15 protein-coding genes and 1 pseudogene are annotated in these 15,818 nt (G+C 36.3%); 14 read left to right on the top strand and 2 right to left on the bottom strand.

Going from position 1 to position 15,818, the window contains the following annotated elements; translation table 11 throughout:
• Positions 1-141 precede the first annotated feature (141 nt).
• A complete protein-coding gene (locus B5F08_RS12670; protein ID WP_087380214.1) occupies positions 142-1,707 on the bottom strand; it encodes a D-alanyl-D-alanine carboxypeptidase family protein in 1,566 nt (521 codons plus the stop codon).
• A gap of 339 nt (positions 1,708-2,046) precedes the next feature.
• On the opposite strand from B5F08_RS12670, the gene guaA reads away from it, so the two are divergent.
• Positions 2,047-3,582 (top strand): glutamine-hydrolyzing GMP synthase, encoded by a 1,536-nt coding sequence (guaA, locus tag B5F08_RS12665; protein ID WP_087380211.1) that lies wholly within the window; start codon positions 2,047-2,049, stop codon positions 3,580-3,582.
• Between the two features lie 546 nt (positions 3,583-4,128).
• On the opposite strand, the gene B5F08_RS12660 is transcribed toward guaA, so the two are convergent.
• On the bottom strand, positions 4,129-4,659 hold the full coding sequence (locus tag B5F08_RS12660; RefSeq protein WP_087380208.1) for a helix-turn-helix domain-containing protein: 531 nt from the start codon (positions 4,657-4,659) through the stop codon (positions 4,129-4,131).
• Between the two features lie 299 nt (positions 4,660-4,958).
• Between B5F08_RS12660 and B5F08_RS12655 the strand changes: the two genes are divergently transcribed.
• The 13 genes and pseudogenes from B5F08_RS12655 to B5F08_RS12595 all read left to right on the top strand — a co-directional run bounded on the left by B5F08_RS12655 (position 4,959) and on the right by B5F08_RS12595 (position 15,068).
• Entirely contained in the window at positions 4,959-5,156 is a 198-nt protein-coding gene (locus B5F08_RS12655) for a helix-turn-helix domain-containing protein (protein ID WP_087380205.1), read from the top strand.
• A 3-nt stretch (positions 5,157-5,159) separates the two neighbouring features.
• Positions 5,160-6,239: pseudogene (locus B5F08_RS12650) on the top strand (tyrosine-type recombinase/integrase).
• Between the two features lies 1 nt (position 6,240).
• Complete coding sequence (locus B5F08_RS12645) at positions 6,241-6,573, top strand: plasmid mobilization protein (protein WP_087380202.1); 333 nt, start codon at positions 6,241-6,243, stop codon at positions 6,571-6,573.
• A complete protein-coding gene (locus tag B5F08_RS13315; protein ID WP_158096313.1) occupies positions 6,566-6,712 on the top strand; it encodes a hypothetical protein in 147 nt (48 codons plus the stop codon). The genes B5F08_RS12645 and B5F08_RS13315 overlap by 8 nt, the downstream gene beginning before the upstream one ends.
• Complete coding sequence (locus B5F08_RS12640; RefSeq protein WP_087380199.1) at positions 6,705-7,667, top strand: AAA family ATPase; 963 nt, start codon at positions 6,705-6,707, stop codon at positions 7,665-7,667. The genes B5F08_RS13315 and B5F08_RS12640 overlap by 8 nt, the downstream gene beginning before the upstream one ends.
• A gap of 324 nt (positions 7,668-7,991) precedes the next feature.
• A complete protein-coding gene (locus B5F08_RS12630) occupies positions 7,992-9,170 on the top strand; it encodes a plasmid recombination protein (protein ID WP_242968470.1) in 1,179 nt (392 codons plus the stop codon).
• 9 nt (positions 9,171-9,179) lie between these two features.
• Positions 9,180-9,557, top strand: coding sequence for a TnpV protein (locus B5F08_RS12625; protein WP_087380193.1), 378 nt, complete (start codon positions 9,180-9,182; stop codon positions 9,555-9,557).
• Positions 9,558-9,745: 188 nt separating this feature from the next.
• Entirely contained in the window at positions 9,746-9,955 is a 210-nt protein-coding gene (locus tag B5F08_RS12620) for a helix-turn-helix domain-containing protein (protein ID WP_087380190.1), read from the top strand.
• Positions 9,956-10,004: 49 nt separating this feature from the next.
• Positions 10,005-11,021 carry a DNA adenine methylase gene (locus tag B5F08_RS12615; RefSeq protein WP_087380187.1) on the top strand — a complete coding sequence of 339 codons (1,017 nt, stop codon included), beginning with the start codon at positions 10,005-10,007 and terminating at the stop codon, positions 11,019-11,021.
• Positions 11,014-11,922, top strand: a complete 909-nt coding sequence (locus B5F08_RS12610) for a DNA adenine methylase (RefSeq protein ID WP_087380185.1) — start codon at positions 11,014-11,016, stop codon at positions 11,920-11,922. Before B5F08_RS12615 ends, B5F08_RS12610 begins: the two co-directional genes overlap by 8 nt.
• A gap of 12 nt (positions 11,923-11,934) precedes the next feature.
• Positions 11,935-13,509, top strand: a complete 1,575-nt coding sequence (locus B5F08_RS12605) for an AlwI family type II restriction endonuclease (protein WP_087380182.1) — start codon at positions 11,935-11,937, stop codon at positions 13,507-13,509.
• Positions 13,510-13,566: 57 nt separating this feature from the next.
• On the top strand, positions 13,567-14,031 hold the full coding sequence (locus B5F08_RS12600) for a hypothetical protein (RefSeq protein ID WP_087380179.1): 465 nt from the start codon (positions 13,567-13,569) through the stop codon (positions 14,029-14,031).
• Positions 14,031-15,068 carry a serine/threonine-protein kinase gene (locus tag B5F08_RS12595; protein WP_087380176.1) on the top strand — a complete coding sequence of 346 codons (1,038 nt, stop codon included), beginning with the start codon at positions 14,031-14,033 and terminating at the stop codon, positions 15,066-15,068. Before B5F08_RS12600 ends, B5F08_RS12595 begins: the two co-directional genes overlap by 1 nt.
• The last annotated feature ends 750 nt before the right edge of the window (positions 15,069-15,818 follow it).

The raw sequence follows: 15,818 nt of genomic DNA, 5'->3' as shown, positions 1-15,818 counted from the left end.
TCTGTTTTTTCTGTTTTTCTCTATCATTTTTATCACCTGCTTCTATTTTACCACTTTTATCGAAAAAAGCCCAGCGAAAGCTGAGCTTTTTCGACAGGCTGAAGCTTCGGTAATAACGTACCGAAGCTTCATTTTTATATATCAGACAAGTTCCAAATATTCTTCAAGGGTTATCCCCTTTTCTGTTATTTCCTTAGCCGCTTCTACTCCCACATATCTGTAGTGCCAAGGTTCAAATATAACTCCTGTAATTTCCTGCTTGCCTGTTGGATATCTAAGTATAAATCCGTATTTCCAGCAATTCTTAATAAGCCATTGCTGTTCCTCTGTTTTAAGCTGTCCCTCATCCAAAATTTGATAATCTAAAGCTACAATATCAACCGCCAAACCAAGCTGGTGTTCGCTGGTTCCCGGATATGCAACAGAAGTCTTTGCAAGCTCTACCGCTTTTTCATAGCTGTATTCCTGATTTGTGTAGTAAGCCACCTTATTTGCAAACAGCTCTTCCTGCAGCTCCTGTGTTCTGTAAGCTGAACATATAAGTGGCTCAAGGCCTTCTGCTCTGCAATCGTCAAGCATATTTTCCAATGCGTCAGCCGCTCTCTTGTCAAATGTAAAAATACTTCTGCCATCAACCACTCTCATATCCGGCACATATCCGCTCTTCATAGGATATTTGTAATTTACTAAAACCAAATTCCACTCTGTATCATAATCCGGTAAATGAGGGTCTTTCTTAAATTCATCAATCAAACCTGCAACGTATTTTTGAATATTTGTAACATCACTTATAGTTATTTTATCATCAAAGTTTACATCTGCTGCAGATAGCTCTATTTTTGTATTGATATTACTTATATAATTTTGAACCGCTGTGGCGTCGCTTATAGAAATATCTCCACTGACATCTGTATCGCCCAATACAGGCTTTAAAAGACTATATGCCTTTGAAACGGCTTCGATAAGCTCTTTAACTTCCTGTGATGTAAGATTATCATTAAATGACTTTTCTATTCTCTCTATTTCAGTTTTAAACTGAGTCATAGAGCTTTCTTCATAAACAAGATTATATTTTTTCTTGGCATCGGCAATATTCTGTTTTAAAAGGTCTTTAATATTATAAAGGTTCTCCTCCGCTTTCTGTATATCAGAAATAAGCGAATTGGCAATATCTTCGGTTACGCCGCCTTTTTCAATTGCTTCTCTTCCCTTTTCAATGGCGTCTGTCAAAACTTTAAAGCTCTCGTCTGTATACCATTCGGAAGAAATCTTTTCAGCTTTTTCAATTACATCCAGCAATAAGTCCTTATAGGATTCCAGATTCAATACCGCTTCCTTTAAGCTTTTTAAAGCGACATCACCTGCTGTGTAAAGCTCCTCCCAATTTTCTAAAACGGTCTTAGTAAAGTTGATTTCGTTTTCCAAATTTTCAAAGGATTTTTCCGTGTATTCTTCTCTATTTAACGACAATGCATTTTCGTACTCTTGCATAAGATTTTTCTTAAGCTCTTCATATTGCTGCATGTCATCAGTTGTTTCAGGCTCTGTGGTAGGCTCTGTAGTTATAGTTTCCTCTGTAGTAGGAGTATACGTATAATCAGTGTTTTCGGTAGGCTCTATTTTATTGGAAGCAAAAGCCGAAATTCCTATTGATGAAGTAAGCAACGATAATACCGTCAGAACTGAAATAACTTTTTTAAGCTTCATATTTTTTCACTCCTTTTAAATCATACTAGTTTAGTAGATTATACCATAATAAAAAATTAAGGTAAATAAAAACAAAAAATTATTTTATATTTTTTCTTACCGGTTTTCCCCATAACTCTTTCAATCAATTTTTTCTTGACTAAAAGGTGATTTTTTTGAAAAAAAATTATATTTTTATAATATTGGCACTTGAAATATCGGTTAATACATGGCAAAATAAATATATGGTCTTATAACTTTCAAAAACCTCGTGTTTTTGATTGTTTTTTAATTTTTAAAGACACTTTTGCTTCTGTTAACACTCTGCAAATCAGTGTTATTACAACAGGGAGGTTTTTTATGAAAAATGAAACAGTTATTATTCTCGACTTTGGCGGTCAGTACAACCAGCTTATCGCAAGAAGAGTAAGAGAATGCAATGTTTATTGTGAAGTACATCCGTACAACAAAATAACCATTGAGGAAATAAAAAACAAAGCGCCGAAAGGTATCATCTTTACCGGCGGTCCAAACAGCGTTTATGAAGAAAACGCTCCTAAGGTTAGCCGTGAAATTTTTGAGCTGGGAATTCCGGTACTTGGAATTTGTTACGGTCATCAGCTTATGGCTCATGTGCTGGGCGGTGTAGTTACAACTCCTGACACTAAGGAATACGGAAAGACATCCACCTACTATGATACAGATTGTCTTCTTTTCAAGGGACTTCCTTCAGAAGGTATTTCCTGGATGAGTCACACAGACTATGTAAAGGAACTTCCGGAAGGCTTCAGAGTAACAGCTCATACTGACGCTTGCCCTACTGCCGCTATGGAATGTAAGGAAAGAAAACTTTACGGTATGCAGTATCACCCTGAAGTAAACCACAGCGAAAACGGAACCAAGATGCTTAGAAACTTCCTCTATGAGGTTTGTGAGTGTTCCGGCGACTGGACAATGGAAAGCTATGCTAAAACAGCCATCGAAAATGTAAAAAATACAGTAGGCGACGGCAAAGTCCTTTTGGCCCTCTCCGGCGGTGTTGATTCCTCTGTACTTGCTATTCTTTTGGCAAAAGCTGTTGGAAACAACCTCACATGTATTTTCGTTGACCATGGAATGATGAGAAAAAATGAAGGCGACGAAGTTGAAGCCGCTTTCTCAAATATGGATATAAACTTTGTAAGAGTTAACGCTAAAGACCAGTTCTTAGGTAAACTTAAAGGCGTAACTGACCCAGAAAAAAAGAGAAAAATCATCGGCGAAGAGTTTATTAACACCTTTGAAGCTGAAGCAAAGAAAATCGGTAAGGTTGATTTTCTCGCACAGGGTACAATTTATCCGGACGTTATCGAATCCGGAGCAGGCGACGCCGCAACAATTAAGAGTCACCATAACGTAGGCGGTCTCCCCGACCATGTTGACTTTAAGGAAATCATCGAGCCACTTAGACTTCTCTTTAAAGATGAAGTAAGACAGCTCGGACTGGAACTTGGACTTGCAGATTATCTTGTATGGCGCCAGCCGTTCCCAGGCCCTGGACTTTCTGTAAGAATTATAGGAGAAATTACAGAAGAAAAAATTGCTATTCTTCAGGACGCAGATAAAATCTTCCGTGATGAAATTTCAAATGCAGGACTCGACCGCAGTATTAACCAGTACTTTGCAGTCCTCACCTCAATGAGAAGTGTCGGCGTAATGGGCGATGAAAGAACCTATGATTATACATTGGCACTTAGAGGAGTTACAACCACAGACTTCATGACAGCCGATTTCGCCCGTATCCCCTACGACGTTTTAGAAACAATCTCAGTAAGAATCGTAAACGAAGTAAAAGGAATAAACCGAGTAGTCTACGATATAACAACTAAGCCACCTGCAACTATTGAGTGGGAATAGTAGTCAAAATGTTAAGGGACAAACCCATTTTTTAAAAAAAGTTTGCCCTTTCCCCTCCTACTTTGGTAGTTTACGGACTCTGAAATAACAATAAAATCACAGTTTTATTGTATTATATATGAGCCGCTGTTAAATACCTATATAGACAAATAGACCCTATGAGCTTCCTCATAAGGTCTATTCTCTATGTGTATATATTGATTTTTCAATAATATGTGCTGTTATTTTTCTGTTTTAGAATTATATCAGCACATATTTTTTTGCGCTCCGCTTTTCGTTGCTTGATATAAATGATGAGTAGAATTGAGTGACAACAGCGGAATATCAATATCTTGTAAAGTAGGCTTTGGGGTGTTGGGGTAAAAAAATTTTTAAAAATTAGGTTGTCCCTTAACATTCTCACCGCTGAAAAAGTCCATGAATACTACAATTTTCTGACTATTAGTCTTTTCATGGCAACAAATTGGCAACATTATTTGAATTATTGTAAAAGTAAAGAGCTATCAGATTTTTTGAAATTCTGATAGCTCTTTTTGTTTTGCCCAATTACATATTTTTGAGTTTGTCCTTGAACGCTTCGACCATTGTGTCGCTGAGTTCCTGCAACGGTACTTTCGCCCAAGTCTGTGTTGTATCGAGTTTGGGATATGTATAACGCCATTCGTCATACTGCTCTTTGGTGATTTCGCCGTTTCTGTATTTTTCGGCTTGCTCTGCCCAAGCGGCGAGCATTGCAAATACAGACTTGCTTGCTGTCGGCTTGTTTTCATCAAAGCATAAATGTATTTCACCGTTTACGCTCTCTGCTCTCATACCGAAAAGATCTTCGAGCGTGAACAATGTGTGCATAAGTCCGAGGTCGCTGTCAATATCGGGAACAGTAAGAGCCTGAGCAGATATACCGAACACTTCTGCAAGATTGTTTGTTAAATCTGCTTTCGGCGTTCTTGAACCGCTTTCATACTGCGCCATACGAATATCGGCGGTCTTTTCAGGAAAGCCCACCTGAATACCAAGATACTTTTGAGTCATACCTCTTAAATTTCTAAAGAAACGGATTCTTTCCCCGATTGCCATTGTACTTCCTCCTAACGGTCTGTTGATAATATACATTATACATATAAGCTTAGTGTTTGTCAAGGCTACGAAAACAAAAAAGTTTAATATTTTCTCAAAAACCACTTGACTTTACGGAATTTGCTTAGTATAATGACAATACAAGCTTAAACTAATAGCGTTAAGTTTTTGAAAATTGAATAACCGTCGTACACCACGGTAATGGCGTACCCGCCCGGGCAAATCGGAAGGCGGTCAGAAAGTATTCCGACACGAAATAAAGAATCATAATATAAAACCAGCTGAAAGGGGGTGATTTTATGGCAGCAAATACTTTTATGAGCGTAGATGAGGTAGCTAATGAATTGGGTGTCTCCAAATCTTACGCTTACAAAATCGTGCAGAGATTAAATAATGAGCTGAAAGAAAAAGGCTTCATCACAATTTCAGGACGATTAAATAAACAATATTTTATGGAAAGAGTTTGCTACGGAGCAAAAAAGAAAGAGAGGGATTAAGTAATGTCAGTTTATAAAGATGAAAAAACAAATACTTGGAAGGTGTATTACCGTTACACCGATTGGCAGGGCAAGGTTCACCAAACTACAAAACGAGGTTTTCAGACAAAAAGAGAGGCTCTTGCGCGGGAAAGAGAACAACTGAATAAAGTGGAAACCGATTTGGATATGTTATTTGAGAGCTTTATTGATATTTATACGGCTGATATGAAGAATCGTATCAAAGAAAACACTTGGCATACCAAAGAGCATATTATGCGAACTAAAATTCTTCCCTATTTCGGTCAGCGAAAAATCAGCGACATTCAGCCTAAAGATATCATTGCTTGGCAAAATGAGATGATTAAAGCAACCGATAAGCAAGGAAAACCATATTCTCCTGTATATCTTAAAACACTTCACAATCAGCTATCCGCTATTTTTAACCACGCAGTCAGGTTTTACGGATTGAAAAGCAACCCGGCTCAAAAGGTTGGAAATATGGGTAAAGCCAAAGGAAGAGAAATGCTATTTTGGACGCAGGATGAGTATGCTAAATTCTCATTTGCCATTATGGACAAGCCAATATCGTTTCACGCATTTGAAATGCTTTACTGGTGCGGACTGCGTGAAGGTGAATTACTTGCTTTGACACCGGCGGATTTGGATTTTGAAAAGGGTACGGTGAGGGTAAATAAATCATATCAGCGCATTGGCAAGCGGGATGTAATTACTGATCCGAAAACACCAAAGAGTAATCGAACAATCAAAATGCCGCAGTTCCTTGCATAAGAAATGCAGGAATATCTGAATCAGCTTTACGGAATAGGAAAAAACGATAGGATTTTTGAAATCACAAAAAGCTATCTGCACCACGAGATGGACAGAGGTTCACAAGAAGCAGGCGTTAAGCGCATTCGCATACACGATTTGAGACACAGCCATATATCGCTCTTAATTGATATGGGATATTCAGCAGTTGCAATTGCCGACAGAGTAGGTCACGAAAGCATAGATATAACTTATAACTATGCTCACCTTTTCCCGTCGACACAGGACGATATGGCGGACAAACTTAATAATTTCAGAAAGGAAGCGATGTAATATGTCAGCAAAAAATGTAGACAAGAAAAACAGGTTTAGAAGCATTACGGTGGGGTTTAGGGTATCGCCCGAAGAAAACGAGGCGCTGAATAAAGCGGTCGCTTTGTCAGGACTGCCGAAGCAGGAATACTGCTACCGCAAATGTATGAACCGTGATGTAGTGGTGCAGGGCAATCCAAGAGTACACAAAGCACTGAAAAATGAAATGGCAGAAATTCTGTCGGAGTTAAAACGAATTAACAAAGCCGAGGAAGTGTCGGACGAACTGCTTGATATTATCGAGCTTGTGTCGGTAACACTCATCGGCTTGAAAGGAGAGAATGCAAATGAATGATAAAAAAGAAATGACCGCCCGAACATCATCTGTTGGCGCAGATGAAAGGCAGTCACTCAATGTATCTGTTAATAGTATAGCCGCATATCACTTGAAAATCAACACTTTTATTTTGAAGGGCGGTGGTATGAATGGCTGAACTGAAAATTATCAGTATGGATGAAGTCCAAATCAAGGAAGTGAACTGGCTTTGGTATCCATATATCCCATACGGAAAAATCACAATCATTCAGGGCGATCCCGGCGAGGGCAAAACAACTTTAGCTTTAAGACTGGCGGCGCTTCTCTCAAAAGGAGAGGCGCTGCCATACGATGATACCGAGCGTGAGCCAGTAAAGATTATCTATCAAACAGCCGAGGACGGACTGGAAGATACCATCAAGCCGAGGTTAGAATCCGCTGAAGCAGACTGTACGCAAATCAAAGTCATAGATGAATCGGAAGCCGCACTTAGTATGCTGGATGAACGAATTGAAAAAGCAATTATGGAAGTCGGGGCAAGGGTGGTAATTCTTGACCCGATACAAGCCTATGTGGGAGCAAACATCAATATGAACAACGCCAATGAAGTCCGTAATGTAATGGCGCAGCTCGGACGAATCGCAGAAAAATATTACTGCGCTATTCTGTTGGTCGGTCATATGAACAAGGGCAGCGGAAACAAATCTTCCTATCGTGGACTTGGCTCAATCGATTTTCAGGCTTCGGCAAGGAGCGTTTTAATTGTGGGCAGGATAAAAGATAATCCGCAGGTCAGAGTGATGGTACAGGACAAGTCTTCCCTTGCACCAGAGGGTGAAGCGATTGCCTTTGAACTGGATAAAGAAAACGGATTCAGCTGGCTCGGACATTACGATATCTCAGTTGATGATTTGTTAAGCGGTATTTCGAAAGAAAAGAAATCCGAACAGGCTGAAAATTTAATACTCGAATATCTTTCCAAGGGCAAATATCCACAGCAGGCATTGCTGAAAAAAGCACAGGCGGTAGGTATCTCCAAGCGTGTGTTGGACGAGGCAAAGAAAGCGCTGAATGTCCAATCGGTTAAAGAGGGCAGTCAGTGGTACTGGCAGCTTCCCGAAAAAACAGAGTGAAGTTTTTCAAGGTTGCAACATTGCAGAAGCTGAGACATCTGCAACCTTGCAATCTTCCTTTTTCGGGAAGTAACAGCATAAAGTTTAGACGGGGTGCAGGGTGTCCTTTTCAAAGGACAGCCCTTGCTGGGGAGTTGTCCGCAGACAACGGGACAACGCCCCATAATCCCCTCGGAGAGCGCAAAACCTGCGAAGGAATACTTGTTATTCCTTTCAGGTCTGCATTTTTGATAGGCTTGCCTGTCAAAAGTGCTTTTGCGTTACTCTTGACAAGAGTAACAGAACCGAGGAAGAACTATCTTTAAGAGATTGGAGGTGTAACTTATGAAAAGAACAATAAGCGCAATGGTCGGGAAAGGCTCTGTAAATCACAACAGCCGTAAATTCAAAGCTGAAAATGTAGATCCGAGCCGAACCCATCTTAATATAGATTACTGCAATGAGAACATCAAGAAAGTGTATCATCAATTGTTCGGTGAAGCACTTAAGAGATACAATGACAAGCAGACAAGAGCGGATAGAAAAATAAAGAATTACTATGAAAAAATCTGCAATTCCAAGCAGGAAAAGCCGTTTCACGAAATCATTTTGCAGATAGGCAACAAAGAAGATATGAGCGCAGAAAGTGAAAACGGACTGCTCGCTAAACAGGTATTGGACGAGTATTATAAAGGGTTTCAGGAGAGAAATCCGCAGTTAAAAGTGTTCTCAGTTCATCTTCATATGGACGAAGCAACGCCGCATTTACACATTGATTTTGTCCCGTTTATTACCGGCAGTAAGCGAGGACTGGATACAAGAGTTTCGCTCAAACAAGCATTAGCCGCACAAGGTTTCAAGGGTGGTACTCGTGAAAATACAGAGTGGAATCAATGGATACAATCCGAAAAAGAACAGCTTTCAGCTGTGATGGAGCGTCACGGAATTGAATGGGAACACAAAGGAACTCACGAGAAACACCTCTCTGTTCTTGACTACAAAAAGCAGGAACGAGAGAAAGAAGTGGCTCAGTTAGGCGATGAAATCAGCAGGCAGGAAGATAAATTGGAGCTTGTAAAATCTCGGATAAACAATATGCTTGACTGCGAAAAGTCTCTAGATAATGTAGTAAAAAACTTTGATGAAGATCCGCAGTATCAACTCCCCGATCCTCCTGCTTTAATGAGTGCAAAGACATATAAAACGAAAATTGCACAGCCTGTAATCAACGCATTGAGAGAACTGGTACAGGGTGTAATCATCAAATATTTTGAAATGAAGAACACTTTGGAGCAATGGCGGCAGGCAAATCAAAGTCTGTATCACGATAACAACAGACTGTCGGAAAAGGCAAAGAACTTGGAGAAAATCAACGCCGCACAAAAGTCGGAACTGCAAGATTACAAACTGCTCCGCAAGGTTTTCGGCAGTAAACAAATTGATGATATGCTGAAACAGGCAAAGGAAATCACACAGTCTAAACAGCGTGGCTCACGCTTTAGAAATTACAAAGATGAAAGGTAGGAACACACAATGGAAAAGAGAATTTATGACGAAAAGAACGAATTATGGTATGAACTGCAGGGAGATTATTATCTCCCTTGCCTCTCACTTCCCGAAGAAGAACAGAAATCAGTAGGCGTGTGGGGACAGCGACACATAAGGTATCTTAAACAATATCATAAGGTATTCTATATGAACTTGCTAACAAGCGGAAAGCTGAACAATTACCTTGCCGATATTGATAATCAGGCAGAGGAAATGTTTTCCCGGCTGGTAAAACAACTTGCTGAACAAGAAAATGTAACGGAAAAGCTCAAAGCTGAAAATCAAATGCTGTGGGTGCAGAAGATGAATAATATCCATAATCGTGCAACTGAAGTTGTAATTTCAGATTTAATCTACGCTTAAAAATCACGCCGAGTGTAACTTTTAAAGTAAGTTATACTCGGTATTTTTTTGGTTTTGCTTTCGAGTAAATAAGTGACGTTATCTGTATTAAATTCCATTTTCGTGTAATTAGTTATTGCATTGCTTAAAAAAATATGATATACTAAATTAGCTTAAAATCCTATTTAATTATGTTTATGAGGTGCAGTATGGCTGTTAGTTATAATAAACTATGGAAACTTCTGATAGATAAAAATATGAAAAAGAAAGAACTCGGAGAAGCAGCTGGTATAAGCAATTCTCTTATTGCAAAACTTGGTAAAAATGAAAATGTTACTGTTGACGTATTGGTAAGAATTTGCACTGCCCTTGACTGCCGAATAGAAGATATTATGGAATTAACTTCTGATGACAACTGATTTATATAAATTGTTGTTAAAAGCAGAAAACTAGGAAGGAAACAATGGTATGCCATATCAGATTTGGAACAGAAGATATACTGGAAGCAAATATAAATTATCGGAATGGATTTCAGATTTAATAGCTAAAAATTGTGAAGGAAATTCATTTTGTGATTTATTTGCAGGTACTGCAATAATAAGTAAACAAATGATAGATAATGTAGACGAAATTTATATAAATGATTTTCTATATTCAAACGAAGTAATATATAAAGCGTTTTTTGAACAATCTGATTTTGATTACAAAAAACTAAATGATTTAAAAAAAGAATTTTCAAAAATACAGCCAACAGAAATTCCCGAAAACTATGTATCAATAAATTTTGGAAACAAATTTTTTTCTTATAATGATGCACTCTGTATAGGTTTTATTAGAGAGCAAATAGAAAATAATAATGACTTAAATAAAAAAGAAAAAAATATATTGCTTGCTTCACTGCTGTATTCTTTAGATAGGGCAGCTAATACTGTTGGCCATTACGATGCATACATTAAAGGAAAGATGATTAGCGATGCATTTGTTTTTGATTTAATAACACCATATAATTTTGAAAATAAAAAAGTACACATTTCTAGATTGGACGCTAATGAATTAGCAAAAAAAATTAGTTGTGATATTGTTTATATTGATCCACCTTACAATTCAAGACAGTACAGTAGATTTTATCATATTCTTGAAAATATCACTAAATGGAAAAAACCCGAGTTGTTTGGAACCGCACGTAAACCCAAAGCTGAGAATATGAGCGAATATTGCAGAAATTCTGCAACAAAAACTTTTGAAGAATTGATAAATTCTTTGAACTGTAAATATATTGTTGTCTCGTATAATAATACATATAATTCGAAAAGTAGCTCGTCAAAAAATAAAATTACGCTCGATGATATCCGAAGTATTTTAGAAAGTAGAGGGAGTGTTTCAATATTTGAAAAAGATCATCAGTATTTTAATGCTGGCAAAACGGAATTACCAAACCACAAAGAATTAGTTTTTATAACGAAAGTAGGTGGACAAAATGACTGATGCAAGTGTTTGCAGACGTTCTCCTTTCTTTTATGTTGGAGATAAATTTAAATTAGTTCCACAATTAAAAGATAATTTTCCGAAAGATATTGATAGATTTATCGAACCTTTTTGCGGTGGCGGAAGTGTATTTCTTAACACTAATGCAAAAAAATACTTATTAAATGATATTGATACTTATATGATTAAGTTGCACGAATTCTTAATTTCATTTAGTAATAATCAAGATGCGTTTTGGGATGAACTAAAGTTTGATATTGATAAGTATAAGCTTTCGGCAACTTTTCTTGGCAAAGATGTTCCAAAAGAATATCGTAAGGAATTTGTAAAAACATATTTTGCAAAATACAACAAAGAAGCATATTACAAAATGAGAAGTGATTTCAATGACAATAAAGATGATATGATGCTTTTGTATATGCTGCTTATATACGGATTCAACCGAATGCTTAGATTTAATTCAAAAGGAGATTTTAATTTGCCTGTTGGCAATGTTGATTTTAACAAAAATGTTGTAAACGCACTTAATTCATATTTTGATTATGTGAGTGACAAAAATATTGAATTATTTAATATGGACTTTCAAGACTTCATTGAAAAGGTTCAGCCAACACCGAATGATATGGTGTATTTGGACCCACCATATTTAATCACTTTTAGCGAATACAATAAGCTTTGGAATGAAGATAGTGAAATGCGTTTGATAGATTATCTTGATGAACTTAACTCAAGAAAAATTCGCTTTGCTGTTTCTAACGTGTTATGGCATAGAAAAAGATATAATGGAACTTTCAATGAATGGGCACAAAAATATAATATTGTTAGAATCAAAAGTAACTACATTAGTTTTAATGACAATACCGAAAAGGATACTTATGAAGTCCTTGTGAAAAACTACTAAGGAGATTTGTTTATGCCAAGAGAGCGTGCTGCAGAATACAAACCATTATCTTTTTCTACTACTATGCGAAATCCTGCTCGTATTGCCGATTTCCTCAAATGTATTTCGCCTTATGAAGGGCAAAGACTTACTAATGAGATTATATTTACTGTTGCTAAATTATTAATTAAACGCAAATTGTATAGACCAGTGTATATTTCAAAAAATCCAAGATTAAAAATGATTTTAAACGAAGAGCGTGACTTTAGTGATAATGAGGTTGACGAAATTATGCAAAATAGTCCTCAAAATCACAAAGAAGCTGGATTTGATAAAGGATGGCCCTCGAGATTTGACACTTGGTACAAGCTTTCAATGGAGTTTGGTTTTGTGTATTATAAAATGGGTGAACCGATAGAAATATCTATTGCTGGGCATATGTTGCTTGATGCTCATAATGAAAATCCAATCAATGATGAAAAAATTAAAAATGTTTTTCTGAATTCTTTGATGAAGTATCAAACCAATAATCCATTTAGAAAAAATGCAAACGACAACTCTCCGCTTGTTTTACTTCTACAGGTTATAAAGCTTTTAAAAGACGATCCCGAAGAGAACGATGTAGGTATTTTTCGTAGTGAACTTTCATTGATTATATGTTGGCCTAATCGTGATGCAATAGCTTTATATAGGAAAATAAAAGAATTACGCAGACGATATAGATTTACTTATGGTGACGAGGTTGTTTATGAGATATGTTTAGGCCTTCTTGGTGCTACCGATAATCAACGCAACAGATTCAAACTTAACCAAATTACAGGTGAAGCTGTAGATGAATTTATCAGGAAAATGCGTATTACAGGTATAGTATCTTTAAGAGGTAATGGTCGATTTATAGACTTTAACTCGTTTGAAATATCCAAAATTGAATATGTATTAAGTAATTATGTTGACTATAGTAACTTTACCTCTAAAAAAGATTTCTTTGAGTATATTGGAGCTATTGACACTAATGTAGTGTCATTAACACAAGTTGTTGATGATACTGTAGTTTCAGATGCAAGAATTTCCACCTTGAATCAATGGGCAACAGAGTATTCAAAAGAAGATATTGCTAACGAGCTTAATATTCTTTCAAGAAACGGAGAAAGCAGAAATGCTATTCTTAGAATTATAGATAAGCCTACAAGATTAGAGTTTTTAACAAGTATTGCTCTTAAACAGCATTTTATAAATTTAGATGTTAGGCCAAATTACCACGTAGATGATGAAGGACTACCAACTTTTACTGCTTCTGGTGGAGTTGCAGATATCGAATGTTATGATACCGATTGCAACTCCCTTGTAGAAGTAACACTTATGTGTGCACGTAATCAAGCAACCAATGAAATGCCTGCGATTACCAGACATCTGCAAGAGGCGATTGAAAGAAACCCTAATATTACTCAGTTTTCAATATTGGTTGCTCCATCTATACACGCTGATACGAAATATATGGCAGGTTATTCCAAATATCAATATGGTATTGACATATTAACCCTTACAATAACAGAGTTTATTGAACAAATCAATGTTAATAACCGAATTGTAGAAATGTTATCTGCGTAACGAAAGATTTACATAAAACATTTTGTTATTAGCAAATTAAAATAGGAGTTATGTTATATGAGTGTAATTGGTATACGTGCATCTGCACAAGAAATAAGATACGCAATTTTAGAACAGGACATTACGGGGAATGTGGTCTTTGTTAACAAAAATACGGAGAATCGTATAAAGTATCCCGCAACAATTGATAAAGTTGAAGATAAGCTATATTGGGTTAAAAGTGAAATTGATAGAATAATTAGAATTAATCCAAAAATCGATAAAATATACATAAAAATGAATGAATACGGAATGGAAAAAGCGGCAAATCGTGAGACAACATATGTAGATTCAATATTTTTATTGGCTGCAAGGGAGCATAATATTCCTGTTTTTAGAAAGTTGAATTCTCAAATATCTTCAAATGCTACAAAGGCAAAAGAATACGCAGAACAACGAGTTGGCAAAACCGAAAAATACTGGAATAATACGATGGCTGATGCAATATTGGTTGCATATTGGGGATTGAAAGTTGATGTATAATGTTAATGATCAAATATATTTTAATTAAAAAAATAGGCGGAGGAAACTTTGGAGAAGTATGGCTTGCTAATGATGTTTCTCTTAGAGCAGAGTGTGCTTTAAAATTACTTTCTCAAAACGATACTTCTATTGATGAACGTTTGCTTGAAGCTCAAATAGGTAACAGGTTAAAACATAATAATGTTGTAAATATAAAATATGCTGACATTGTACAATCTGGAGATTCAACAAATTCTATTGTGATGATAGCTATGCCATATTTTAAAAATGGATCTGTAGTGTCTCGAGTGAACAGTTGTAATTTTTTGCCTACCAATGTTGGCATAAAATGTCTGATAGATGTTCTTCGTGGTCTTGAATATTTACACGAAAATGGATATTACCATTGTGATATTAAACCCAGTAATATACTTGTTGGAGATAATGAAGAATACATACTTTCTGATTACGGAATCACCTGTTATTCACCTACACATTCCGCTGTGCAACCAAGGCAATTTTATTTACCCCACACATCACCGGAAACAATATCAAGCAACATATATGATGTTAGAACGGATATATATCAACTTGGATTAACAGCATTTAGATTATTTAACGGTATTTCTGAAATCAAATCGGATTTTTTATCTAACAGAGATTGTTTTAAAAACGCAGTATTAAATGGAAAAGTTGTAACTGACAGTAAATATCAATCCTTCGTTCCTAAAAAAATTCGTAGAATTATATCAAAATCTATTGCTTTAAATCCTGATGATCGTTATCAGTCAGCATTGGAAATGAGACGAGCATTGGAGCAGATTGTGCTAAAAGGATATTGTTCATCAAATGCGAATGGTGATATTGTATATATTTCAAGAAATAAAGAATACCGTTTTGAAGTAATCCCCTGTGCTAACAAATTATTTAATTTGATTGTTTATCAAAAAAGTGTAAATAGCGGAAAAGAAACGAAGGCACATAAGTATTGTCAAAATGGAATAAAAAAATCAGAAATAAAAAAATACATTCAAAAGATCACTGAAGATTTAATTTGATTGATACTGATTTATAAAATTAATTGTGACAACAAAATGACAACAGAAATTTGGAGAGTCCATATTTTATGGATATTTCAGATAACTAAAATAACTCGTGCTAAATTACCAATACAAAATTGTTTAAGTGGTGGTTTTCAGGAGCGAGTGGGAATAAATTGAATTGTTAAGGGACAAACCCATTTTAAAAAAAGTTTGCCCTTTCCCCTCCTACTTTGGTGGTTTACAGGCTCTGAAATAACAATAAAATAATAGTTTTATTGTATTATATATGAACCGCTGTTAAATGCCTAAATAGACAAATAGACCCTATGAGCTTCCTCATAAGGTCTATTCTCTATGTGTATATATTGATTTTTCAATAACATGTGCTGTTATTTTTCTGTTTTAGAATTATATCAGCACATATTTTTTTGCGCTCCGCTTTTTGTCGTTTGATGTGTATGATGAGTAGAATTGAGTGATGACAGCGGAATATCAATATCTTGTAAAGTAGACTTTGGGGTGTTGGGGTAAAAAAATTTTTAAAAATCAGGTTGTCCCTTAACACAATTGTTAAGGGACACACCCATTTTTTAAAAAAAGTTTGCCCTTTCCCCTTGTCAACGCCGGAAAGAAAATAATGAAAAACGCCGGAAAGGAAATGACCGCAACGCCGGGATTATTACCGCCGGTTTATTGATCGTCAGTTAAGATTCTTCCGAAATAGTTACTGGAGGTGCGGTGTGAATACCAGCCTTCAGACGATCT

It is taken from the genome of Anaeromassilibacillus sp. An172 (assembly GCF_002160515.1).
Taxonomy (GTDB): Bacteria; Bacillota; Clostridia; order Oscillospirales; family Acutalibacteraceae; genus Limousia; species Limousia pullorum.
This window is presented reverse-complemented; position numbering and strand designations above follow the sequence as displayed.

Coding starts and splice junctions, on each gene's coding strand:
- B5F08_RS12670 (WP_087380214.1), bottom strand. CDS start 1,707: ATGAAGCTTAAAAAAGTTATTTCAGTTCTGACGGTATTATCGTTGCTT.
- guaA (WP_087380211.1), top strand. CDS start 2,047: ATGAAAAATGAAACAGTTATTATTCTCGACTTTGGCGGTCAGTACAAC.
- B5F08_RS12660 (WP_087380208.1), bottom strand. CDS start 4,659: ATGGCAATCGGGGAAAGAATCCGTTTCTTTAGAAATTTAAGAGGTATG.
- B5F08_RS12655 (WP_087380205.1), top strand. CDS start 4,959: ATGGCAGCAAATACTTTTATGAGCGTAGATGAGGTAGCTAATGAATTG.
- B5F08_RS12645 (WP_087380202.1), top strand. CDS start 6,241: ATGTCAGCAAAAAATGTAGACAAGAAAAACAGGTTTAGAAGCATTACG.
- B5F08_RS13315 (WP_158096313.1), top strand. CDS start 6,566: ATGAATGATAAAAAAGAAATGACCGCCCGAACATCATCTGTTGGCGCA.
- B5F08_RS12640 (WP_087380199.1), top strand. CDS start 6,705: ATGGCTGAACTGAAAATTATCAGTATGGATGAAGTCCAAATCAAGGAA.
- B5F08_RS12630 (WP_242968470.1), top strand. CDS start 7,992: ATGAAAAGAACAATAAGCGCAATGGTCGGGAAAGGCTCTGTAAATCAC.
- B5F08_RS12625 (WP_087380193.1), top strand. CDS start 9,180: ATGGAAAAGAGAATTTATGACGAAAAGAACGAATTATGGTATGAACTG.
- B5F08_RS12620 (WP_087380190.1), top strand. CDS start 9,746: ATGGCTGTTAGTTATAATAAACTATGGAAACTTCTGATAGATAAAAAT.
- B5F08_RS12615 (WP_087380187.1), top strand. CDS start 10,005: ATGCCATATCAGATTTGGAACAGAAGATATACTGGAAGCAAATATAAA.
- B5F08_RS12610 (WP_087380185.1), top strand. CDS start 11,014: ATGACTGATGCAAGTGTTTGCAGACGTTCTCCTTTCTTTTATGTTGGA.
- B5F08_RS12605 (WP_087380182.1), top strand. CDS start 11,935: ATGCCAAGAGAGCGTGCTGCAGAATACAAACCATTATCTTTTTCTACT.
- B5F08_RS12600 (WP_087380179.1), top strand. CDS start 13,567: ATGAGTGTAATTGGTATACGTGCATCTGCACAAGAAATAAGATACGCA.
- B5F08_RS12595 (WP_087380176.1), top strand. CDS start 14,031: ATGTTAATGATCAAATATATTTTAATTAAAAAAATAGGCGGAGGAAAC.